The following is a 21,863-nucleotide window of genomic DNA, read 5'->3' as shown; positions in this document are numbered from 1 at the left end:
CTTTTCATGACGACATTGTCCACCGTTTTAAAAATTCGCCGTCCTAACGACTGGCACCTTCACTTGCGTGACGATAACGTACTCGCCACCGTTCTGCCGTTTACCAGCCGTCATTTTGGCCGCGCCATTGTAATGCCCAACCTGACTCCCCCTATTACCAGCATTGCCAGTGCGCTGGCCTATCGCGAGCGTATCCTTGCCGCAATCCCGGCAGGTGATGACTTTCAGCCGCTGATGACCTGTTATCTGACTGACTCATTGGATGCAAAAGAGGTGGTGACCGGTTTCGAGCAAGGGGTCTTTACCGCAGCTAAGCTCTATCCTGCCAACGCGACCACCAATTCCAGTTTTGGCGTCACCGATGTTACCAATATCTATCCCATCCTCGAAAAGATGGCTGATATCGGTATGCCACTACTTATCCACGGCGAAGTGACCGATCCAGCGATTGATATTTTCGACCGTGAGGCCCGTTTTATTGAATCGGTGATGGAGCCGTTACGCAAACGTTTCCCTACGCTGAAAATTGTGTTTGAACACATTACCACCCGCGAAGCTGCGCAGTATGTGCTGGCCGGAGATCGTTACCTGGGCGCTACCGTGACTCCTCAGCACCTGATGTTTAACCGCAACCATATGCTGGTAGGCGGTGTGCGGCCTCACCTGTACTGCTTGCCGATTTTGAAACGTAATATTCATCAGCAGGCACTGCGCGATGCGGTTGCCAGTGGTTCAGACCGTTTCTTCCTCGGTACCGATTCCGCTCCCCATGCGCGACACAAGAAAGAGGCAAGCTGCGGTTGTGCTGGGGTGTTTAATGTGCAGGCCGCACTGTGTGCTTATGCTACCGTGTTTGAGGAGATTGGCGCGCTGGATAAGTTAGAGGCGTTCTGTTCACTTAATGGACCAGCCTTTTATGGCTTGCCGGTCAATGACGGCTGGATTGAGCTGCATAAGGCTCCCACCACCTTCCCCGAAACCATCGCGCTGGGTGATGACGCATTGGTGCCCTTCCTCGCTGGCCAAACCCTGAGCTGGCAAGTGCGCTAATCAGATCGCAGGTGCACTGACACTAGCGGGGCACCTGCTTTCGCATACCACCGCAATTTATCGCGCAAATATTTGTATTCATCGTATTGCTCTCCTTTAATTAACGGTATAAATAAACAGCTAATTAAAGGAGAGCATCATGCGCGTAGAACTCACATTAGCCACCCGCTGGCGCCATTGAAGCCTTGACGTACGAACTGACGCAGCGCGTACACCGTCATTACCCCGATACCGCCACCCAGATTCGCTATGCCGCAGCGAACAACCTGAGCGTATTGGGTGGCAGCAAGGATGATAAAGAGCTGATATCAGAAATCCTGCAAGAGACCTGGGAGAGCGCTGACGATTGGTTTAGTACGGAATAATCACTGGCATTAATAATCGAGACCTTCTATTTTATCCTTGTAGTCTTCACAATAGCCGGTAAGCACGCTTAGCATGGTCGATGACGGAGGGATATGACAATGACAGTAGAGAAACCAGAACAAGCCATGACGTTCGGCGAATTATTGGCGCTGATTGGTGACCAGCAGCACAAGATTGATGCGCTGGAGCTGGCGTTTTCCTCCCTGGCATTTGCATTGGATGAAAGAACGGCTCAGCTGCTGCTGCATAATTTGAAACTGGAATCACACAACGAAAATCGCGCTGAACAGACCAAAAAACATCTGGCATTACTCATTGCCGTGTTTGAAAAGAATGTTGGTATTAGCGCCGAATAGCCTGCCTGAGTTCCTGTTTGACTGATATCCCCTTGTATTTATGGGATATCATATTCAGAAATTTTTCTTTGCAAAAATAGTCAAAATAACTCACCTGCTGTACAAAAGTCACAGTATACTTAAATTGCTCTTGTTAATAAGGAGCCACCCAAGCCTCGTTAGTCACTCATGTTAGTAACTAGTCAATAAGGGGTATGCATGGACAGAAAAAATGAAGTTATTCAGACACATCCTCTTGTAGGATGGGATATCAGCACCGTTGACAGTTATGACGCCATGATGATCCGTTTGCATTATTTATCAACCCCCGACCAGGCTCCCGCAGAAGCAAACGTAGGCCGAACATTATGGCTTACCACTGATGTAGCAAGGCAACTTATTTATATTCTTGAAGCTGGTATCGCTAAAATTGAGTCAACGGATTGCCCGCCACAGGATTTGCTCAAGCATTAGACTACCGATGTCGCAGTAACCTGTTATCTCTTAATGACACCGCCCAATGGCGGTGTCATTACATTCAGCACGCTTATGTTTCCATGATCGGCATGGGAACCCGCTTACTACACTTTGCTGTCGTTTTTGTCAGGCATCGGAATACGCAGTGCCCCCATCAGCCGACCACGAGATTTATTAAATATCTTCATGCTGGTTTCCCGCCCACGACGCCGCGCACGTTGCTCTTCAAGCGGCAGCGCCAGCTCATCCTTACAGGCAACGCTGCAACAGCCCTGGTATTCCTCCTGACAGCGCGGACACTGGATGAACAATAAGTGACAACCTGCATTGCGGCAGTTGGTGTGCGTATCGCACGGTTCACCACATTGATGGCAGTGGGCGATCACATCGTCAGTGATGCGCTCTCCCATACGTTCGTCAAACACAAAATTTTTACCGATAAATTTCACCGGTAGTCCTTGTGCCTTGGCCTGACGAGTATATTCAATGATACCGCCTTCCACATGATAGACATTCTTGAAGCCCTGATGACGCATATAGGCACTGGCCTTTTCGCAGCGAATGCCGCCCGTGCAATACATCACAATATTTTTATCATGCGCATCAGCCAGCATTTCTGCTGCCATTGGCAATTGCTCGCGGAAAGTATCAGAAGGCACTTCAAGTGCATTCTCAAAATGGCCAACTTCATATTCGTAATGGTTACGCATATCAACAAATAGCGTGTCCGGATCGTCAGCCATAGCATTAACCGCATCGGCTTGCAGATAGGTGCCAACATCGCTGGGGTTAAAGGTCGGGTCGTCGATACCGTCTGCCACGATACGATCGCGCACTTTCATACGCAGCACCCAGAAGGATTTACCATCATCATCCAGCGCTACATTGAACCGAATATGTTCCAGTGCGGGATGTGCGCCATACAGCGCCGCTTTGAAATCGTCAAAGCGGTTGGAGGGCACGCTTATCTGCGCGTTGATACCTTCAGTCGCCACATAGACGCGACCAAATACATTGCATTGTTGAAATTGAATATAGAGGTTATCGCGAAACGCTTGTGCGTCATCAATAATAAAATACTTGTAGAAAGAAACTGTCGTGCGTGGCTCGGTTTCCGCGAGCATGCACGCTTTCAGTTCCTCATTGGAAACACGGTTGTGTAACACTGGCATGGTGTACGTTCCTGTCTTCAGCGAGGCTTAACCAGATTATAACGTTACGGCGACATGTACGTAACGCGCGGCATTATAGCCGATGGCCATTATTACGCCAGAGGAGGAATTCGTGCTACGCGGAAAAAATCGCCGCCACCGGAAAAATATCTCGGCGTATGATGGTTAACCCGTTTTCCGTTGGATAAGGATACCACCATGAGTCGGTTGTTTACCCCACTCTCCCTGGGCCCTGTCACGCTGCCCAACCGCATTATCATTGCTCCCATGTGTCAATATGCGGCACAGAATGGTTTGGCTACCCCCTAGCATACCATGCATTTAGGTAACCTGTCCCACTCTGGGGCCGGATTGCTGATTATTGAAGCGACCGCGGTTCTGCCTGAAGGCCGTATTTCTCCTCAGGATCTGGGGCTATGGAATGATGAGACAGAGCAGGCGCTAGCCACTACCGTCAATGCTGTTAAGAAGTACTCATCCATGCCACTGGGCATTCAGTTGGGCCACGCCGGACGCAAGGCCTCTACCGCCGTGCCGTGGCAGGGGCGGGCTCGAGTGAGCGAACAGCAAGGGGGTTGGCACCCCGTCTCTCCTTCGGCACTGCCCTATGACGAAAATGATACGCCGCCCATTGCGCTGACCACTCAGCAAATTGCTGATGTGGTTACCGCCTTTGTTAACGCAGCACAGAGGGCCGATCGCATTGGGTTTGATGTGTTTGAAATCCATGCAGCCCATGGCTACCTGCTGCACCAATTTCTGTCACCGCTGTCAAATCAGCGCGATAACCGCTATGGTGGCAATCTGGACAACCGTATGCGTTTGGTGCTTGAGGTTTTCCGCGCTGTACGTGAAGTACTCCCCCGCACACAAGGCCGTTGGTGTGCGCATTTCTGCGACCGATGGCGTGGAAGGCGGATGGGATCTCGAGCAATGCGTTGCCCTCAGCCTGGCACTGCATGCCGCTGGCTGCGATTTTATGCATGTATCCAGTGGCGGGCTCTCCCCGGCACAGCATATTCAGCCGGGGCCGAATTATCAGGTTCCATATGCTGAACGCATAAAACGTGAAGTGGGGATCACCACCCTAGCGGTTGGACTTATTACGGAAGCAGAGCAGGCTGAAGCGATTGTCGCAACAGGACAGGCTGATGCCATCAGCATCGCGCGTGCCATACTCTATAATCCGCGCTGGCCTTGGCACGTTGCCGCACGCCTGGGCGCGCAAGTATCAGCATCGCCACAATTCTGGCGCAGCGAGCCTCATCACATCAAAAATCTGTTCCAACACTGAGTATTACCACTCCCCGCGTTACGCGGGGAGTGGTCCGTCCAGAACATACATCCCACCAAAGGTTAAACATCATTATTCGTCAATGCTATGATAAAAGGCTGATATTGGTTTCTGGAGCACCTCACATTGCCTTATGCAAGGCCTTCCTGTGCCGGAAAGCTTTCCTGTGTCATTAATAGAATAGATGACGCATTGCACTTCATCGGACACTATCACCTCATGGTGTGACTGATTTCTTTTAACGGCAAGTGCGTATTAACCGCACCTGCATTTTTTTGATACTGGAACTCATGACACAACCCCCATCATTCACTCGTTCATTATTACACCCTCGTTACTGGCTGACCTGGCTTGGGATCGGCGCACTCTATCTCATTGTTCTATTGCCTTATCCGGTTATCTATCGTCTCGGGACGGCACTGGGCCGCGTCGCAATGCGTGTAATGAAGCATCGTGTACACATTGCAGAGCTCAATCTGGCTCTCTGTTTTCCCGAAATGACAGAGCAAGCACGCGCAGCGTTGGTGCGAAAAAACTTTGAATCTGTTGGCATGGGATTATTGGAAACCGGCATGGCCTGGTTTTGGCCAGACTGGCGTATCGCCCGCTGGTTTACTGTTACCGGTCTGGAACACATACAACCGTTGCGTGCAGAAAAGCGCGGAGTGTTGCTGATTGGGTTACATTTTCTCACGCTTGAACTGGGCGCGCGCATTTTTGGCATGGATAATCCCGGTATTGGGGTTTATCGACCGAATGACAATAAACTGATCGACTGGCTGCAAACCTGGGGCCGTATGCGTTCCAATAAATCCATGCTCGATCGTAAAGATCTCAAGGGAATGATCCGGGCGCTTAAACAGGGGGAGATCATTTGGTATGCCCCTGACCATGACTATGGGCCTCGCAGCAGCGTATTTGTCCCCTTCTTTGCCATGGATCGCATCGCAACCACCATCGGTAGTTATTTACTGGTGAAAGCGGCGAAACCCGCCATTGTGCCGTTTGTTCCGCGTCGTCGGGCTGACGGTAAGGGTTATGAGTTGCTGATCCAACCTGCCGAATTGGATGCGCCATTAGAAAACGAAACGGTCACCGCCACCTGGATGAACACCCTTGTTGAACAGAATGTTTTGCTGGCACTGGACCAATACATGTGGCTACACCGCCGCTTTAAAACTCGGCCTGAGGGTGAACCGTCGTTGTATTGACTGCTACACCCGAGGCAATGTAGCACACATTAAAAACAGCGGCCTAAGCCGCTGTTTTTAATCGTGAAGCAAGTCAGGCGTCACAGTGAAAGCATCACGCTTCCAATGTCCTGTAGCGCTGATGCCAAGAGGCAAATTGCTCCGGGTTTTGCCATACGGCACAGTGCAAGCGGGAAATAGTCACCGGATCGCTCAACAGCACCAGACGCTGGTTATCATTCAACGCATCCAGATCCTGTTTTAGCGCATCAGCCACACGCTGCGCACGCCCCTGTTCAACCGCACGGCTAAAACCGTGACGAGCCGTTGCCATTGCACTTGCCAACGCGTTAAGCGAAGGATCGAAGACCGCCTGTACAAAACCGTTTTCCAACTTACGGGCACGATTCTCACGGAAATACGTGTCTGTTACCACCAACTCACGCGGCGGATCGTACTCTTCCGGAATCAGCAGCAAGTTAGCACGTTTGCATGCCAGGCCAATCGAGGCGCGGCTTGACATAACAGACACAAACGGCGAGAGGATCAGCGAGAAGACTATCGGTGCCAGCCACCACAGGAAGCGCAGATCCAGCCAGGCCATACCTACGGCCCACACCAAACCCAATACCAACTGGGAGCCATGGCGAACAAAGGCCTCACCCCATGGCGTGGCATCATCATCGCGCTGGGGCGATTTCCACTGTACTGACCATCCCAGGAAGGCGCTGACCACAAAAACGGTATGGAACAGCATGCGCACCGGAGCCAATAGCACCGAAAAGAGCATTTCCATCAGCAATGACAGGAAAACGCGCGCGGCGCCACCGTAAGGTTTCGCGCCTTTCGCCCATACCAGAATCACACTCAGCAATTTCGGCAGGAACAACAGCACCAACGTGGTTGAGAACAGAGCAATCGCCAGTTCAGGACGCCACTGCGGCCACACCGGAAAGAGCTGACGCGGCTGGAGGAAGTATTGCGGCTCCATGAGCGTGTGCACCACCTGAAGCGCGGTCGACAGCGCCAGGAACATAAACCACAGCGGCGCGGAGAGATAAGACATCACCCCGGTCAGGAACACTGCACGGTGTACCGGGTGCATCCCTTTCACCAGGAATAACCGGAAGTTCATCAGGTTACCATGACACCAGCGACGATCGCGCTTGAGCTCATCAAGCAAGTTGGGCGGCAATTCTTCATAGGAACCGGGCAGATAGTAGGCAATCCACACGCCCCAGCCGGCACGACGCATCAGCGCAGCTTCGACAAAGTCATGAGACAGAATCGCCCCCGCAAATGAACCTTCACCAGGCAGCGGTGCCAGAGCACAGTGCTCGATAAACGGCTTCACGCGGATAATGGCATTATGGCCCCAATAGTGCGACTCGCCCAGTTGCCAGAAATGCAGACCCGCGGTAAACAGCGGCCCGTAGACGCGTGTCGCAAACTGCTGGCAGCGCGCATACAAGGTATCCATCCCAGAGGCTTTAGGTGAAGACTGGATGATACCGGCATTCGGGTTGGCTTCCATCAAACGCACCAACTGCGTCAGACATTCCCCGCTCATCACGCTGTCGGCATCCAATATCACCATGTAGCTGTATTGGCTACCCCAGCGACGACAGAAATCATCAATGTTACCACTCTTGCGTTTCACGCGACGGCGGCGGCGGCGGTAGAAGATACGGCCAAATCCGTCTACTTCGCGGCACAGATCCATCCAGGCTTTCTGTTCTGCAACGCATTTGTCAGGATCGTTGCTGTCACTCAACACATACAGGTCGAAGTGATCGAGCTGACCGGTTGCCGCCACTGACTCATAGGTTGCCCGTAATCCGGCAAAAACCCGCTCAACGTCTTCGTTACAGATCGGCATAATCAACGCTGTTCTGTGTTCTGGGTTGAGAGGTTCATCCCCCACTGTCGTCGACGAGATGCTGTATTTGTCCTTGCCGATCAGAAGTTGCAAAAAGCCCATCAGCGCCGTCCAGAAGCCCGCGGATACCCAGCAGAACAGCACGGCAAACAGCACCAAAATGCCACTTTGCAAAATATAAGGCAGCACCTGCATAAAGGAGCGCAGGAAAGGCTGATTCACCATGGCAAACGGGTCGATCAACGCCCATCCTTGATACGGCAGAATGGTCTTCATGTACCAGGTGGCGATTGCCGTTTGGAACAAGGTCAAGATAAGCAGGATATAGCGGCGAATGGTTCCCACCGTTCTCCAGCGGTTCTCGGCAATCTTCTCTTCGGGGCTGGCATGAGGACGGTTCGGTGCCGGGGAGCGTCCCAGCATACTCTCCCACCAGCGAACCAGTGGGTTGGTACGCCACATGTCAGGAAACATCGACGCACGCTTGATCACGGGTATGGCTTGTAATGCAGCGCGCCCTTCTTTGTCAGCGGCAATCGGTTTGACCGCCGTAGCCGTATCTGGCCAGGCAGCATCCAGGCGCGCCTTCACTGATTGCAGCGGCGAATCATCTTCCGTCAGCATCGTCACAGCGGTTTCCCCCTGCGCAAGAGCCCGATGGATAGCAGAAAAATTCTCGCTCTCAGTGTGAGGCAACGCATGCTGCAACGCCTCCGCCGCATCAGCGGACAGAGGCAATTTCCCAATATAATCAGGGCTCGAGATTAACTTATTCATTGGCAGGTAGCTGATAGCTCCAGGTTTCCGATAACAGCGTTTCGCCGTTCACCAACGCAGCACGTAACTCGGTTGATTGTTTAGGATCTTTCACACGCAGGCGCAGCGTTAAACGCCAACCGTGTGTGACTGGATTATAGCGAACATTGTTCTCAACGATTTCACCATTATCGCCAATGCTGACTTGAGAGGTTACCGGCGTCGCCTCTTCCATCTCTTTCATCATCGGCCCAACGAAATCGACCAGGAAAGCAACGGTGCCATCCGGTTGGCGAATCAGGTTAGACTGTTTCACATCCCCGGTAGAGCGCATAGTGCGCTGAACGTAGGCCAGTTCGGGTGAATGCAGTTGCTCTTCATCACGCGTAAAGTGCAAGCGGTAGCCAATTTCCAGCGGCTTGCCAATTTCAGGCAATGCTTCCGGCGTCCAGAACGCAACGATGTTATCGTTGGTTTCATCGGCTGTCGGGATCTCTACCAGCTCAACTTTTCCTTTGCCCCACTCGCCCTTGGTTTCCACCCAGCCGCTGGAACGCAGATCGTAGCGGTCATCCAGATCTTCATAGCTGGAGAAATCACGCCCGCGTTGCAGCAAGCCGAAGCCTTTCGGGTTTTCAATAGAATAGGTGCTGACCGACAGGTGTTTCGGGTTATTCAGCGGACGCCAAATCCATTCACCGTTGCCCGCATGAATAGACAGGCCGTTAGAATCATGGAGCGCCGGACGATAGTTTAACGTCGGTGAAGGCTGGTTCGGCCCAAACAGGTACATACTGGTCAGCGGCGCCAGCCCCAGTTTGCCCACGCGAGCGCTCAGGAACACCTTGGCCTGAACATCAACAACACTGTCACGTCCCGGATAAATGACGAAACGGTATGCGCCAGTGGCACGAGGAGAGTCGAGCAGTGCATACACCAGCAGGTGTTTGTCGTTAGGTTTTGGACGTTCGATCCAAAACTCACGGAAACGCGGGAACTCTTCGCCAGAAGGCAATGCCGTATCAATGGCCAGACCACGCGCAGAGAGGCCATAAACCTGCCCCTTGCCAATCACTCGGAAATAGCTGGCACCCAGCATGCTGACAATCTCGTCATCTTTGCCGAGTTTATTGATGGGATAAAGGATCTTGAAGCCTGCAAAACCGAGACTCTTCACGGTTTCCGCATCATGATTCACGGTACCGAAATTGAAATAATCCGGTGAATAGGAGATCTCATTGACTTCAGTCGCCGTCACTTCGTTAATTCTCACCGGCGTGTCGAAGTACATGCCCTGATGATAGAACTGGATACGAAATGGCGTTTGCAGGTTATTCCAGTATGACTTCTCCTGGTTAAAACGAATCTGCTGATAATCAGCAAATTTCATATCGCGGAACTGGGAGGGAAGATTGCTCTTCGGCGCTTCGTAGCCTTTAGCCGCCAATTTTTCAGCTTGCGCCACCACATCATCCAGCGAGAATGCCCAGGCAGGCAACGCAGTGAAAGACAACACAATTGCTGCTGACAACCAGCGCAGATTCGCTACTCGACGTTCAACCCCAAAATTATTAACCAGCACATCTCCCCCCTGTTCGTGTGCTTAAATCAACTAAAATCCATATTAATGGATAAGTTAACCATCCGACAACTTGATAAAAGCCCGGTTCATCATGATAGGTCAGCGTTTAAACAACGCAAACTGCAACCCCGATAAATTTCTGTAAAAAATCGAAAATTAGAGAGGATACTCCGTTACCGGCCAGCCTTTGACAACCCCTTGGGGTTATTTATTCCATCGGCGTGATGCTCCCCCGCGATTCTACCTGCGCGCCGTTAGCAAAACACCTTGTTCATGCCGTGGCAACAGAGAAAATATGCCTCTTTTGTTAACACGGTTGCGATGAAATTTCTCAACACACAATTTTTCAAGAATAATCTGAGTACGCTCGCGCATGCGCACTGAAAAACATCGGTTGCTACAATTATTACACCTGCTGATAACAAAGAGACGTTAAATCAGGTAAACAGTAAGGCGATACGCCAGTACTTATGCACCCACGCTCACCGACGTTAACCTGACTTTGACATGAACCCATTGCGCCACGCTAAAATCGCCTCCACGCTAAGCCTCTTCGCGTTGCTGATGATTTTCGTTGCGCCCATCGTTTCACAAGCGTTAATGCGGCATGATTATACTCCTGCCACGCACACTCAGCACCATCATTCTCATGGGAAACCAGAGGTTCAGACACCGATATCACCGGGCATGACGATAAGCCATGATGCCCGTGGCTACTGTGCGCTTTTATCCCATCATCCCGTACTCTCTCCCGAAGATTCACATCCCCTTGCCCCGCGTTTTGTCACCAAAGAAAAAGCGGATGCCCCCCTCATGGCGCAGGATTATCACAGCGCATTATCGACCGCAATCGCCTCGTGCGTCGCCCGACAGTCATATAACACAACACTAAAGACAAAAATTTGATATCGGATAACGTCCTGTCACAAGACAGCGTGTCCTTTTCCTTTATTTTCTTCTTGTTACGATGACAAGGGCGCTTATGCTATGGATACCGTAAACGCAAAAAAAACTCCCCCTCTCTGCGGCGGTAATGGCACTGATCTTACGCTTGCATTTTTACATTGGACTGTTTGTCGGCCCGTTTATCTTTATTGCTGCACTGACAGGCACGCTTTATGTGCTGACACCACAAATTGAAGAACTCCTGTATGCACATCAGCTTTATGTCGATGCTTCCGGCACACCGCAGCCACTCGCGGCGCAGATAGCCGCCGCGCAGGCCGAACTGGCAGAACAGCCCTCCGCGCAATTGCTGTCGGTGCGCCCTGCGCCAACATCACGCGATACCAGTCGTGTGTTGTTTCGTCTCCCTGAGTCAGGCCCTTCTGAATACCTCTCCGTGTTTGTCAATCCGGCCTCGCTCGCCATACAGGGACAACTCAAGGTCTATGGCACATCAGGAATACTGCCGTTGAGAACCTGGCTCGACCACTTGCATCAGAGGCTTTTTCTGGGGGCAGTCGGCAGAATCTATAGTGAACTGGCGGCGTCCTGGCTTTGGGTCGCCGCACTCGGCGGCGTATATCTTTGGTGGAGAACACGTATGCCTTCACGTGTCGCCACACGACGTAAACGACCGCCCGCAACCCGCCTGAGATACTGGCACAGTACGCTGGGGCTGACATTACTTCTCGGAATGCTGTTTTTCTCCGCCACCGGGTTAACCTGGTCACAATGGGCAGGCGGTAACATCAGCGTGTGGCGTAACGCATTGGGTTGGCAAACGCCGTCACTTAATACCGCGCTTATCACTCACAACACCGAGACACAGCACGACGCCTATGCAGAACACCACGGCGATGCGATGGCCCATCATCCTGCCTCATCACCTTTGGCGTTGGATAACTTCGATAGCGTACTGGCGGCAGCAAGACAAGCAGGTATCAGCGCAAACAAGCTGGAGATCCGCCCGGCAAAAACGGCATCTAACGCCCGGACAGTAACTGAACTTGAGCGACGTTGGCCTACGCAGGCCGATATGGTTTCCATCAACCCTGACAGCGGCGCTATCGTCGATTACGTCAAATTTGCCGATTATCCTCTCACAGCAAAGCTGACACTCTGGGGCATCGATGCCCACATGGGCGTATTATTCGGATTGCCAAACCAACTGATTTTGGCGGCATTCGGGCTGGGGCTGTGTGCTTTAATCGTGTGGGGATACCGGATGTGGTGGCTACGCCGACAGCGCCCAGGTGGCCAGCCACACCCGGCAAACACACTTTATGCCGCCTTCACCGCTCTGCCCACCGCTCTGCCGCTCGCGTACTGACGGGGGGCATTGCGCTGTTGCTGGGCGGGTGTTTACCCGTTATGGGCATCAGCCTGCTGATTTTCTTACTGATCGATATCGTGCGATGGCGACGCCATGAAGGAATACAACACCTTGACGCGCTAGAACAAACACAGCAGTGATGCTTTGCCGTGTAACCCGGCTCTGACGATGGCGCAGAGCCGGGATATTCTTATGCGCCAGGCAACAAGCGCGGGGCGCCTTGATGAGCGGCAGGGCCTTCGTGATGAAAATGCTGACTGTACCGGTCAGGGCCTGGGCTTGTTCTTGCAATGACAATGCCGCAGCGGCAGATTCTTCTACCAGCGCCGCATTTTGCTGTGTCGTGGTGTCAATCTGCCCGACTGCCAGATTGATTTGGTTAACACCGTCGCTCTGCTCCCGGCTTGCCTGGGCGATTTCCGTTACGATGCCGTTGACTCCCTCAACATTCGTCACCAGCGTTTGCATGGAGACGGCGGTTTTTTCTACCAGGTCCATCCCTTGACGCACCTTTTCCACGGACCCATCAATCAATTCTTTAATTTCTTTCGCTGCCGTGGCGCTGCGCTGCGCCAGTGCGCGGACCTCGCTCGCCACCACAGCAAAACCACGCCCCTGCTCACCGGCACGCGCTGCTTCCACAGCTGCGTTCAACGACAGAATATTAGTTTGAAAAGTGATGCTGTCTATCACGCCGATGATTTCCGCCATCCGCTGTGATGATTCCCAAATCCCGCGCATTTCATTGGCGACTTCATTCATCAATTCACCGCTCTGGCGCACAGTTTGTGAGCCCTGCGCGGCAAGCTGTGTCGCTCCAGTCGTATTATCCGCCGTATTTTTGATGGTTGCCGTTAGTTGCTCCATAGAGGATGCCGTTTGCTCCAGCGAACTGGCCTGCTCTTCTGTGCGAGCAGATAAATCCTGATTGCCGGCTGCAATCTGGGCGGCAGCACTGGAGATACTTTCCGCCCCATCCCATACCTGGCTCACAATATGACGCAGGCTGTCATTCATATTCCGTAGCGCTTGCAGCAATAAACCGGTTTCATCCTTACGCGTGACAAGAATATCTGAAGAGAGATCCCCGGTTGCTACGCGTTCGGCAATGGATAATGCCTCATTCAGCGGATGCGTGACGCTACGTGTGATAGCAGCAGCCACGATCACGCTCGCCAAAATAACGGCGATGATCATTCCCACCAGCAAGAGACGGGTATTGGTATAACTCCGCGCCACCTGCTGCTGTGAAACAGACATCTGGTCATCACGATGGTCAATAAAAGCGCTAATGGCCGCTTTGTAGGCTTGAATGCTTCTCTACTGTTGCGGTCATAAACTCATTGAATGCGGCAGCAGTATCACCCACACTGATATATCCAGAGAACTTAGTACTTGATGTATGAAAATCCGCACGCGCCCGATTGATATCCTGTAATATCTCCTGTGAACGGGCATCATTCGCTGATTATTGGTTACCCTTTACTGTAAGCGGATAGTCACTCGATACGATCTTGTCTATCTGAGTGTTAAAATCAGCCAGTCGGCCCAATGACATCACGCCGACCACCAACAGCATTAATACCAGGAGTGAAAACCCTATCCCTAATCGATATCCAATACGCCAATTTGACAGATTCATATAAATTCCTTTATTCATCTTTAATATAAACATCACGGCAGCGTTACAGGCCGTTTCGTTCAACAGAAGTCTATTCACTGAATAGCGGCACGCGCTATTTATCCCTGTAGGTTTGACATCGGCGTATTGCATCAACTGAACAATGGCAACACGCACGTGGGGTAACCGAATATGTTAGCTGCGCGAGTGCGACATTAAATCTTGCATGAGACCCGTTCATTAGAACAATCCTTGTTATTCTTTGATACATCACGTCCTTTTAACCACACAAAGCAATAAAAATCATAATGTTAAATACAAAACACAGTTCTGATTATTACAAAAAAACCACACCCCCACACCGGGTATGGTTGTATTCACGCAAATCCAGAGACTTATGCTCAACGGCATATTATACGATTTCTTTACTGATTGAATGAAATTTATATGTCTATTTTTATTTACAAAACCTATATATCACCATAATCGATCATTATGTAAGTATTTATCTGTATTCAAGGTAAATAATGATTGTAGACAGTAGGTATTAAACTTTAACAAACTTCTCGTTCAATAGCCTCAAGTGTGCACGCACAGCAAAAATGCCAGTGATAAAAACGTCGACGTTAATACATGCGTTAATCCCTTACCAGTAAGTAAGGAATTAACGTTATTGATTTAGGGGTAACAAATAGTGTCAGTTAAGATCAAAACCACCACATCATTGCAGAATAACAGTTTTGTGCATTTCATTAAAATGTAATTCGCACTCGACTCTGGCATTAGGGAGATAATTTGACTTCAACATCACAAAGGGAATTATCATTTCCCAACTTGGTGTTTTTTTATTTTGATTAGTGCTGTTATCGGAGAAATAAACAATAGAAAAATAACCGCCCCAGTGTTCATTTTTAAAAATCTCATAGCGGTAAAATCGGCTATCATCCTGATGCTGAAAAATAAGTGTTTCTTTTAATATTCCCAGTAACATCTTTTTCCCTCCCAATGCCTAAACTTTTTTCATCGGCCTGATCGGAAAAAACCTTAAAGCAAGGCACCAAAAACACGACATCGATCGCTATTGATAAAAAACCTCACCGGGATGAAAAACACGGTGAGGTTTCATCGGGCAAAATCACTTTTTCTTTGATGTGCCTTTGCCTTTTATTAGCTGTCTAATTTTTTTCAATTCTTTTTGACTTAACGGCTGTTCAACAACTTCTTCGGTGTGTTGATTGTCCACATCTGGCTGCTCAGCATTGATGCTACCCTTCGCGTCGATGTCAAAGCTTTTCGCCAAACGCGCGGCCACTTCTGCACTAATGGAAACCTGATTTTCCAAGGCAGCTGCTTTGATTTGCTCTTTCAACTCTTGAGGAATCTTCAGGGATAAACTGGATATCTCACTCATTTTCTTACCTTTTTTTAGAGATAAAAGGACACGTTATGTTAGTCGTATGGTAAAGTCTAGCATGACACAAAAATTTAATATTTCTGTCATGAGGAAGACATCAGTATATGCGACATCCCTCACCCGCCAGCGCCTGGCACCGCTACGCAATTTCACGACATGCGGAGCAAGTATGGCAGAATCAAAGACGCGAAAATGAATTATGGTGGACGTTGATGACAAGAATAATTATTGGCAAGCAAATTATTTTACTTACAAATAGCGGGAGATAAATGAGTTGCGATCGTTGCCACAACATCAGGCTTAACGCGTTGATCATAATATGTTAACACATTAAGATAGCGCGCCGTCACAAAAAGGAACCCGCAGTGTCACACCACACCATCTGGGAATTTATCAAACATGCTTACCTGTTCGGTGCCATCATCGCGATGGTAATAACCTTTTTACTGAGCCGAGATAAATCCCTGTTGATGCGTTTTCTGGCCTCGATACTGATCGGGTTAACCTGGCCGCTCAGTTTCCCGTTGGTGTTACTGTTTTCACTGCTTTAGCGACGCTTCCTGACTGACAGCACCGCACAATAACAACAGCGACACGCTATCTCACGACCAAAACCGTCGTTGCTGCATGACGAACAATGGCCGCAGCGTTAGAACCTAGCAGATAAGTTTTTACATTAGGCCTGCGCGAGCCGACCACGATCAAATCCGCACTAATTTCTTCAGATAATTGCAATGTCTCATCACGTGGGGGAGCCGAAGCTCACGCTATAGTGCAAGCGCTCGACAGGAAGATCTATCTTTGCAACCAGCGCTTTAAGCTTCTCGTTTGCTTTGACTACCGCTTGATTTTCAAACTCTTTGATACCGAATGAATAAGCAGACATGAAGGCGGAGGCATCGGGCAAGGCATGAAACAAGTGAAGTGAGGCTCCAGAAGCCTTTGCCAAAGACACGGCATGTTGCAATGCGTTTTAGGTTAATTCATCTTCTTCCAGATCGATGGGGAGCAGTATTGTCGTATACATAGCAGCTCCTTATTGCAGGCTTCCGCTAAAGAAAAGCATATCCCACTCCCCAATGATGTAAAATAATGCGTTACAAATCTGTGAGGTAGGTATTCTATGGACAATCTTTTCGCGCGGCTGTCTCGCTCTAGGTTTCGGCAACGATTTACTCTCGGACAGAAAGAATTGAATTACCTGAATGAAAAGGGGTTTAGCGTCATCAAGCAGCATACAGCCGACTTTATTGCACAGCGATTGGCTCCAGCCGAACCTCGCAATGATGGCAAACAAACCCCAATGCGAGGTCATCCCGTTTTTATTGCCCAGCATGCCACTGCTACTTACTGTCGAGGATGTTTAGAAAAATGGCATGGGATTGCTGCGCACCACCCACTAAGCCAGCAAGAACAGAGCTACATCGTGACAGTTGTGATGACATGGCTAGACAGGGAAATAACAAAGCGAGAGCCGACAGCACAAGGATAAAAGATGTGTGCCGCAGGCTCTTCATGCAGAGTAATATGTGTGGCAACGTTTTTAAACGGTAGGGTGCACCATTAACACTGGCTATAACATACCCTTTATGCCATCGGGGAATACGGTCAGTGCATCGCTCAGCACCGCAGTTTGTTCAATCCAGCGCATCACGATAGGCATGCCATTGAACTCAACGCCGTGCACCACTTCTTGCTGATAAAACGCCTCATCGGCAAAACGTCCTTCATAGACAAAGACAATTTCGTGCCCCGGTTTTCCGTTGTATTCGAAAATATTCTCGGATACGCCCAACAATGTCAGATCAACTGCATCCGCGCTGATCTCCTCTTCAACTTCACGCTTTGCGGCGGCGGCAGAGGTCTCACCAAAATCAACGCCACCGCCGATAGGCAATAAATAGTGCGTCCCTTTTACCGGGTCGTGCCCTTCTGCTAACAAAATACGCCCATCATGACGGAAAAGGCAGACGGCTTTGACTCTTATCTTACTCATTATTAATGCTTCCTTGACGAAAAGGGAGGAGCAGATTACCTGATGATGATGATGTAGACACGTATTGCGATCGCGGTCAAAGAATGGAATAGCACCATTATTTTATATTTCGCGAATTTCCCGCCACATTGCCCAAAGTAGCGATTATTTAAACTCCGTTTAGGGTATATATCTTAGAATTAGCGTTGATATTTAGTCAGGCCGTTTTCACTACAGAGGATTATCTATCGATTTACATTATTTTAAGGAGTTTTACTATGTTAGCAAACGAAAATGTATTTATCAGCGTGCTCGCTGTTATTGTAGCGGTAGGTTTTATTATCGTTTTCTTTAGCCCTAAATGGGATGACTGATGAACACTAATCCCCCCACCCGATGACTCCTCTCATGCCATAACGGCGGAGAGGAGGCATTCTTTCAATTAGCCACCCAAGCATACCGGCTGCTTGTTACATGGCATCTCAAACTTCTCAACATTTATCTCAATCTGTCAAAATAGCGCGGCTATCGAGTGAGTTAGCCATAATTATCGCGTTTACCCCTTTGAATGGATTCCCTGAAAAAGTCGCATTATCTCATTTCCCTACTTTGTTCAGGAAAATACGAATGTCCATTATTGAAACATTGGCTACGCGTACCTCTATGACATCATCCGCATCACGCCTGGTTGGGTTGCATCACAAGGAAACGCTTTCGATGTTGAGTTAAAAAAAGCAGTCGCTAAAGAACATCCGATTCGGCAAGAAAATGCCATCAGCATTCAACCACAGCAATCCTCTCAACAATCTGCTGCAGCGCAGGAGTTGAAGGAATGGCTTGAAATGTCTCCCGAAGAGCGACTCTTTTTCACCGTTCTTGCTTCAATGGGGATCTCCAAAGAGGAGTATGAAGCAATGCCACCAGAAGAGCAGAGTCGGATCACTCGTAAGGTTCAGGAAAACATCAAAGAGAGGGCAAAGAAAGGCATTCAAACGCAGATAGCCTGAGAGTGTTGGTACAATGAGCATTGCCACCTGATAAGAGGCATTCTTCTTACCTCATTACAACACAGGTGGCACAATGCGCAGATCTTTCAGCGCTGATATCTATTTATCAGTCTACAAGCACTCAATTTTCCGAATGATTTTATCGGCAGAGCCCCTTAGAAAAAACGGGGCTTCCGCGCCCAGTGACGCACCGCTGGCTGATGTCTTTACTGTCTATTTTCCAGATATCATCCATCCTGGATAATTGATAGGTGTAACGCATTGCAGCCACGGAATCATCGGTTGGAACATCTTCCTCGATCGTCACTGTTACACGTTCAGGGGATTCAACAGAGTCACCGGATACGACCTGCTTAATGACTAACGTAGAAGGAATCTCCTGAAAGCCCTCCCCTCTGTGTCTTAAACAACGATTAACGGTACTGAACTATCAGGCTGCCTACTATCCTTGCCATTGTTACCATTTTCCAGCTGTTGTGAATCGCACCCAGATAATAAACCAATCACCAACATCGGTGTAATTTTAAATAACTGCATAGCACCACCTAATATTTTTTTCGCACATCATGGTTAATTGAAAATCGAGCTGGATCATCTCACAGATATTATTTTTCGCTTTAAGAATATGATGAGATTCTGTCAAAAAACTGAAGCTGTTATGTAATCATTTAGTTTTTGATACTGCCGCTAAGTAATATCCGCCGGGAGTGAGTTCCACGCTAAACCATAGCTTGTCCCGACAACGCCCCGCAAATCGCGCACAGTCAAAAAAATCAGCTTGCCCTGAAAACTGTTTTTTTATACAGTAAAATCACCATAAATGTTAAGGATATCGTGATGATTTTAAGAACTGCGTCCCACACCAAGGATGATACTTGCCCGGCTTACGTGGTGGCTGGTGGCTTTATTTTCTTAGCGCATCATAGTGGCGGCCATGAAAAAGCTTGATGCGGTGTTTCAGGCAAGAGCATCCCTTAGAGCCCTGAGTAAAACCTTACAATCGGTCAATGCGAGCCTGGATGATATGGTTCAGTTGACGCTTTATCTCAAGCACCGACACGATTTCCCTGCTGTCCGAGATACTTTTCGCGAATTTTTCACTGATGGGCATTATCCGGCGCGGATGACGGTATTTACCGATTTTATCAACGAAAGCTGTCTCTGCATGGTAGATGGGACTGAGGTGGTAACATCGGGCCATTAAGATGGCGATATCGTCAGGCAAACAGAATACCCGGCTTGCTTTTATCACGGAGTGTGGTGCCCACCATGATTAAGTGGGCACCGCGTTGTCGGGATGTTCAGACAGTAAAAGACAGCGTTAATCGAATACTTGCTATTGAACCACATCAAAAAGCTCGAGCGTTCTCAACGCCTGTCAGTATCTAATGAAGAATGTCAAAAATATGAGTGTGAAGGGATAAATAGATAATCAGGGGAAGTAAGATTAAAAGGATAAGCTATAAACAAAAAAGTCCTCTATAAGAGGACTTTTTTGCTGCGTATTACGCATAACAAAACCGAATACATGGATAACTATCGATTCCGCTGAATGAGTGTGGCGGAGGAGGTGAGATTCGAACTCACGGAGCTGTTACACTCGGCGGTTTTCAAGACCGCTGCCTTAAACCACTCGGCCACCCCTCCACAACGAAGCGAACTATAAACACAGCCCGGCAGGTTGTAAAGCCTGACAACGCTCAACTGCGCTAAAAATAACCTATTTAGCGTCAACTGGACGTAATATCATAATAATGCTTATAAAAATAGCATCTCTCAGCGTAAAGAAGGGTAAAACGGCTTTAATAACCCTGTGCAACTATCTATGCTGACATCCTGAGTTATTATAATCATTTAACAGAGAGAGTCGCTGCCATGGATCGTATTGTTGTCTCTTCCAGACAGGAAAGCTCACTGCTCAGCGCGCATAAAGTGCTGCGTAACACGTATTTCCTTTTATCTCTTACTCTGGGTTTTTCCGCACTTACCGCAACCGTTAGCACCGTGCTAAATCTCCCTGCGCCAGGGCTGTTGTTAATGCTGATAGGGTCTTATGGACTGATGTTCTTGACCCACAAACTCGCAAACAGTCCTGCTGGCATTCTGGCTGCGTTCGCGCTCACCGGATTTATGGGTTATACGTTGGGCCCGATTTTGAGTTCGCTGATTGCCGCCGGCGCCTCAGATATCATTATGCTCGCACTGGGTGGCACCGCATTGGTCTTTTTCTGCTGTTCTGCTTATGCACTGACAACACGAAAAGATATGTCATTCCTGTCTGGGATGATGATGGCAGGATTCGTTGTGTTGCTCGGCGGCGTGGTTGCCAACCTGTTCCTGCAACTTCCTGCACTGCACCTTGCGTTGAGCGGTTTGTTCATTCTGTTCTCTGCCGGTGCCATTCTGTGGGAAACCAGCAACATTATTCATGGCGGTGAAACGAATTATATTCGTGCCACGGTCAGCCTGTATGTTTCCATTTACAACCTGTTTGTTAGTTTGTTGAGTATTTTAGGCATTATGCGCAACGACTAATCGAATTGCTGGCTTATGCCATTGCAATGTCGCCGATGTTACAGGCCTGAGTTTGGCACTTCTGCTCCTCAGGCCTTTTTATTGATCTTCCCCCCATTCTTACGACTGCATTTGTTTGCTACACTTCGCTTAAAACAGTGGTTACGAGGCACTATGTTGGAGTTTGAAGGTCGTTTTATAGAAACGGATGCACAAGGGTATTTGCTCAACAGCACTGACTGGAGTGAACCTCTTGCTCCGATGCTAGCAGCGCAGGAAGGCATTTCATTAACGGATGCGCATTGGGAAGTTGTACGTTTTGTTCGTCACTTCTATCTGGAATTCAACACCTCTCCGGCGATTCGTATGCTGGTAAAAGCGATGGCACAAAAATACGGTGAAGAAAAAGGTAATAGCCGCTATTTGTATCGACTATTCCCGAAAGGCCCAGCCAAGCAGGCAACCAAAATTGCAGGGTTACCCAAGCCGGTTAAATGTATTTGATGCGCGGCTAATAGCGGATTGAAAAGTCACCGTAATCCATCATCGCGCGGGGTTCAATAAGCACACGATCAACATGAGCACTGCGCGGTCCTCCCGCTTTCAGCCAAGAGATAAGCCGTTCAACCTGCTCCGGTTCACCACACGCAACCACTTCCACACTGCCATCATCGCAATTTCTGGCATAGCCTTTTACACCAAATTGCCGAGCCTGATGCTGTGTGTAATAACGAAAACCGACGCCCTGCCCCCACCACACCATAGACATAGGCCGTCACACATTGTTCTGACATCTAAACGTCTCCTCAATCATGAACGCACGACCGCCTTTATTTCCTGCACAGCGACACAATATGCATCATACTATTAACAGTACAGTAACGTTATCCGGTAGCAAATACGCGGCATCCGCTTTCTACCCGCTACTTGAAAAGTGGGAGATCACTCCCATA

The 21,863-nt window shown here is 49.3% G+C and carries 19 protein-coding genes, 1 tRNA gene and 5 pseudogenes; 15 read left to right on the top strand and 10 right to left on the bottom strand.

Annotation, left to right across the window (positions count from 1 at the left end; translation table 11 throughout):
* Positions 1 to 6: 6 nt before the first annotated feature.
* The 4 genes from pyrC (at position 7) to bssS (ending at position 2,225) form a co-directional block, all read left to right on the top strand.
* The gene (gene pyrC / locus ACMZI0_RS13205; protein ID WP_415673289.1) at positions 7 to 1,050 is read left to right on the top strand and encodes a dihydroorotase; all 1,044 of its coding nucleotides are present in this window, start codon (positions 7 to 9) and stop codon (positions 1,048 to 1,050) included.
* A gap of 176 nt (positions 1,051 to 1,226) precedes the next feature.
* The gene (locus tag ACMZI0_RS13200) at positions 1,227 to 1,415 is read left to right on the top strand and encodes a DinI-like family protein (RefSeq protein WP_415673439.1); all 189 of its coding nucleotides are present in this window, start codon (positions 1,227 to 1,229) and stop codon (positions 1,413 to 1,415) included.
* A 99-nt stretch (positions 1,416 to 1,514) separates the two neighbouring features.
* Positions 1,515 to 1,772, top strand: a complete 258-nt coding sequence (locus tag ACMZI0_RS13195; protein WP_415673288.1) for a hypothetical protein — start codon at positions 1,515 to 1,517, stop codon at positions 1,770 to 1,772.
* A gap of 198 nt (positions 1,773 to 1,970) precedes the next feature.
* Entirely contained in the window at positions 1,971 to 2,225 is a 255-nt protein-coding gene (bssS, locus tag ACMZI0_RS13190; RefSeq protein WP_415673287.1) for a biofilm formation regulator BssS, read from the top strand.
* Between the two features lie 107 nt (positions 2,226 to 2,332).
* Here bssS and ACMZI0_RS13185 read toward each other — a convergent pair whose 3' ends face one another.
* Positions 2,333 to 3,400: a rhodanese-related sulfurtransferase gene (locus tag ACMZI0_RS13185; protein WP_415673286.1), complete on the bottom strand. Its 1,068-nt coding sequence runs from the start codon at positions 3,398 to 3,400 to the stop codon at positions 2,333 to 2,335.
* A 198-nt stretch (positions 3,401 to 3,598) separates the two neighbouring features.
* Between ACMZI0_RS13185 and ACMZI0_RS13180 the strand changes: the two are divergent.
* Positions 3,599 to 4,694: pseudogene (locus ACMZI0_RS13180) on the top strand (NADH:flavin oxidoreductase/NADH oxidase).
* 290 nt (positions 4,695 to 4,984) lie between these two features.
* Positions 4,985 to 5,905, top strand: a complete 921-nt coding sequence (locus ACMZI0_RS13175) for a Kdo(2)-lipid IV(A) acyltransferase (protein WP_415673285.1) — start codon at positions 4,985 to 4,987, stop codon at positions 5,903 to 5,905.
* A 94-nt stretch (positions 5,906 to 5,999) separates the two neighbouring features.
* Here ACMZI0_RS13175 and mdoH read toward each other — a convergent pair whose 3' ends face one another.
* Both mdoH and ACMZI0_RS13165 read right to left on the bottom strand, forming a co-directional pair.
* Positions 6,000 to 8,540: a glucans biosynthesis glucosyltransferase MdoH gene (gene mdoH / locus ACMZI0_RS13170; protein ID WP_415673284.1), complete on the bottom strand. Its 2,541-nt coding sequence runs from the start codon at positions 8,538 to 8,540 to the stop codon at positions 6,000 to 6,002.
* On the bottom strand, positions 8,533 to 10,101 hold the full coding sequence (locus ACMZI0_RS13165; RefSeq protein WP_415673283.1) for a glucan biosynthesis protein G: 1,569 nt from the start codon (positions 10,099 to 10,101) through the stop codon (positions 8,533 to 8,535). Before ACMZI0_RS13165 ends, mdoH begins: the two co-directional genes overlap by 8 nt.
* Before the next feature lie 507 nt (positions 10,102 to 10,608).
* Here ACMZI0_RS13165 and ACMZI0_RS13160 point away from each other — a divergent pair.
* Both ACMZI0_RS13160 and ACMZI0_RS13155 read left to right on the top strand, forming a co-directional pair.
* Positions 10,609 to 11,007 carry a DUF2946 domain-containing protein gene (locus tag ACMZI0_RS13160; protein WP_415673282.1) on the top strand — a complete coding sequence of 133 codons (399 nt, stop codon included), beginning with the start codon at positions 10,609 to 10,611 and terminating at the stop codon, positions 11,005 to 11,007.
* A 127-nt stretch (positions 11,008 to 11,134) separates the two neighbouring features.
* Positions 11,135 to 12,519 (top strand): annotated as a pseudogene (locus ACMZI0_RS13155) (PepSY-associated TM helix domain-containing protein).
* Positions 12,520 to 12,625: 106 nt separating this feature from the next.
* Here the strand turns inward: ACMZI0_RS13155 and ACMZI0_RS13150 are convergent.
* The 3 genes and pseudogenes from ACMZI0_RS13150 to ACMZI0_RS13140 all read right to left on the bottom strand — a co-directional run.
* Positions 12,626 to 14,021 (bottom strand): annotated as a pseudogene (locus ACMZI0_RS13150) (methyl-accepting chemotaxis protein); the annotation flags it as partial.
* A 700-nt stretch (positions 14,022 to 14,721) separates the two neighbouring features.
* A complete protein-coding gene (locus ACMZI0_RS13145) occupies positions 14,722 to 14,991 on the bottom strand; it encodes a hypothetical protein (RefSeq protein ID WP_415673281.1) in 270 nt (89 codons plus the stop codon).
* Positions 14,992 to 15,135: 144 nt separating this feature from the next.
* Positions 15,136 to 15,411: an Arc family DNA-binding protein gene (locus ACMZI0_RS13140; RefSeq protein ID WP_415673280.1), complete on the bottom strand. Its 276-nt coding sequence runs from the start codon at positions 15,409 to 15,411 to the stop codon at positions 15,136 to 15,138.
* 368 nt (positions 15,412 to 15,779) lie between these two features.
* On the opposite strand from ACMZI0_RS13140, the gene ACMZI0_RS13135 reads away from it, so the two are divergent.
* Positions 15,780 to 15,965 (top strand): GhoT/OrtT family toxin, encoded by a 186-nt coding sequence (locus ACMZI0_RS13135; protein WP_415673279.1) that lies wholly within the window; start codon positions 15,780 to 15,782, stop codon positions 15,963 to 15,965.
* A gap of 46 nt (positions 15,966 to 16,011) precedes the next feature.
* Here ACMZI0_RS13135 and ACMZI0_RS13130 read toward each other — a convergent pair.
* Positions 16,012 to 16,381, bottom strand: a pseudogene (locus ACMZI0_RS13130) (universal stress protein).
* Between the two features lie 156 nt (positions 16,382 to 16,537).
* Between ACMZI0_RS13130 and ACMZI0_RS13125 the strand changes: the two are divergent.
* Positions 16,538 to 16,906 (top strand): DUF4186 domain-containing protein, encoded by a 369-nt coding sequence (locus tag ACMZI0_RS13125; RefSeq protein ID WP_415673278.1) that lies wholly within the window; start codon positions 16,538 to 16,540, stop codon positions 16,904 to 16,906.
* Between the two features lie 81 nt (positions 16,907 to 16,987).
* On the opposite strand, the gene ACMZI0_RS13120 is transcribed toward ACMZI0_RS13125, so the two are convergent.
* A complete protein-coding gene (locus ACMZI0_RS13120) occupies positions 16,988 to 17,410 on the bottom strand; it encodes an NUDIX hydrolase (RefSeq protein ID WP_415673277.1) in 423 nt (140 codons plus the stop codon).
* 257 nt (positions 17,411 to 17,667) lie between these two features.
* Here ACMZI0_RS13120 and mgtS point away from each other — a divergent pair, with 257 nt between their 5' ends.
* From mgtS to ACMZI0_RS13105, 3 genes are all read left to right on the top strand, one after another.
* On the top strand, positions 17,668 to 17,763 hold the full coding sequence (gene mgtS / locus ACMZI0_RS13115) for a protein MgtS (protein ID WP_415673276.1): 96 nt from the start codon (positions 17,668 to 17,670) through the stop codon (positions 17,761 to 17,763).
* 450 nt (positions 17,764 to 18,213) lie between these two features.
* Entirely contained in the window at positions 18,214 to 18,396 is a 183-nt protein-coding gene (locus tag ACMZI0_RS13110; RefSeq protein ID WP_415673275.1) for a hypothetical protein, read from the top strand.
* A gap of 934 nt (positions 18,397 to 19,330) precedes the next feature.
* Positions 19,331 to 19,600, top strand: coding sequence for a RidA family protein (locus ACMZI0_RS13105; RefSeq protein ID WP_415673274.1), 270 nt, complete (start codon positions 19,331 to 19,333; stop codon positions 19,598 to 19,600).
* Between the two features lie 355 nt (positions 19,601 to 19,955).
* Here ACMZI0_RS13105 and ACMZI0_RS13100 read toward each other — a convergent pair.
* Positions 19,956 to 20,043 (bottom strand) — tRNA-Ser (locus ACMZI0_RS13100).
* A gap of 228 nt (positions 20,044 to 20,271) precedes the next feature.
* Here ACMZI0_RS13100 and yccA point away from each other — a divergent pair.
* Together yccA and tusE are read left to right on the top strand one after the other, a co-directional pair.
* Positions 20,272 to 20,931: an FtsH protease modulator YccA gene (gene yccA / locus ACMZI0_RS13095; protein WP_415673273.1), complete on the top strand. Its 660-nt coding sequence runs from the start codon at positions 20,272 to 20,274 to the stop codon at positions 20,929 to 20,931.
* Between the two features lie 153 nt (positions 20,932 to 21,084).
* Complete coding sequence (gene tusE, locus ACMZI0_RS13090) at positions 21,085 to 21,414, top strand: sulfurtransferase TusE (protein ID WP_415673272.1); 330 nt, start codon at positions 21,085 to 21,087, stop codon at positions 21,412 to 21,414.
* Between the two features lie 7 nt (positions 21,415 to 21,421).
* Here the strand turns inward: tusE and yccX are convergent.
* A pseudogene (gene yccX, locus ACMZI0_RS13085) lies at positions 21,422 to 21,704 on the bottom strand (acylphosphatase).
* Positions 21,705 to 21,863 lie beyond the last annotated feature (159 nt).

The sequence above is a fragment of the Symbiopectobacterium sp. genome (assembly GCF_047692315.1).
In the GTDB taxonomy this organism is placed as follows: Bacteria; Pseudomonadota; Gammaproteobacteria; order Enterobacterales; family Enterobacteriaceae; genus Symbiopectobacterium.
This window is presented reverse-complemented; position numbering and strand designations above follow the sequence as displayed.

What these genes read in the sequence shown, in the direction of transcription:
- ACMZI0_RS13145 (WP_415673281.1), bottom strand. Translation starts at nt 14,991, where the DNA reads ATGTTACTGGGAATATTAAAAGAAACACTTATTTTTCAGCATCAGGAT.
- ACMZI0_RS13105 (WP_415673274.1), top strand. Translation starts at nt 19,331, where the DNA reads ATGAAAAAGCTTGATGCGGTGTTTCAGGCAAGAGCATCCCTTAGAGCC.
- ACMZI0_RS13160 (WP_415673282.1), top strand. Translation starts at nt 10,609, where the DNA reads ATGAACCCATTGCGCCACGCTAAAATCGCCTCCACGCTAAGCCTCTTC.
- ACMZI0_RS13120 (WP_415673277.1), bottom strand. Translation starts at nt 17,410, where the DNA reads ATGAGTAAGATAAGAGTCAAAGCCGTCTGCCTTTTCCGTCATGATGGG.
- ACMZI0_RS13140 (WP_415673280.1), bottom strand. Translation starts at nt 15,411, where the DNA reads ATGAGTGAGATATCCAGTTTATCCCTGAAGATTCCTCAAGAGTTGAAA.
- tusE (WP_415673272.1), top strand. Translation starts at nt 21,085, where the DNA reads ATGTTGGAGTTTGAAGGTCGTTTTATAGAAACGGATGCACAAGGGTAT.
- ACMZI0_RS13185 (WP_415673286.1), bottom strand. Translation starts at nt 3,400, where the DNA reads ATGCCAGTGTTACACAACCGTGTTTCCAATGAGGAACTGAAAGCGTGC.
- mgtS (WP_415673276.1), top strand. Translation starts at nt 17,668, where the DNA reads ATGTTAGCAAACGAAAATGTATTTATCAGCGTGCTCGCTGTTATTGTA.
- bssS (WP_415673287.1), top strand. Translation starts at nt 1,971, where the DNA reads ATGGACAGAAAAAATGAAGTTATTCAGACACATCCTCTTGTAGGATGG.
- ACMZI0_RS13125 (WP_415673278.1), top strand. Translation starts at nt 16,538, where the DNA reads ATGGACAATCTTTTCGCGCGGCTGTCTCGCTCTAGGTTTCGGCAACGA.
- mdoH (WP_415673284.1), bottom strand. Translation starts at nt 8,540, where the DNA reads ATGAATAAGTTAATCTCGAGCCCTGATTATATTGGGAAATTGCCTCTG.
- ACMZI0_RS13195 (WP_415673288.1), top strand. Translation starts at nt 1,515, where the DNA reads ATGACAGTAGAGAAACCAGAACAAGCCATGACGTTCGGCGAATTATTG.
- pyrC (WP_415673289.1), top strand. Translation starts at nt 7, where the DNA reads ATGACGACATTGTCCACCGTTTTAAAAATTCGCCGTCCTAACGACTGG.
- ACMZI0_RS13175 (WP_415673285.1), top strand. Translation starts at nt 4,985, where the DNA reads ATGACACAACCCCCATCATTCACTCGTTCATTATTACACCCTCGTTAC.
- yccA (WP_415673273.1), top strand. Translation starts at nt 20,272, where the DNA reads ATGGATCGTATTGTTGTCTCTTCCAGACAGGAAAGCTCACTGCTCAGC.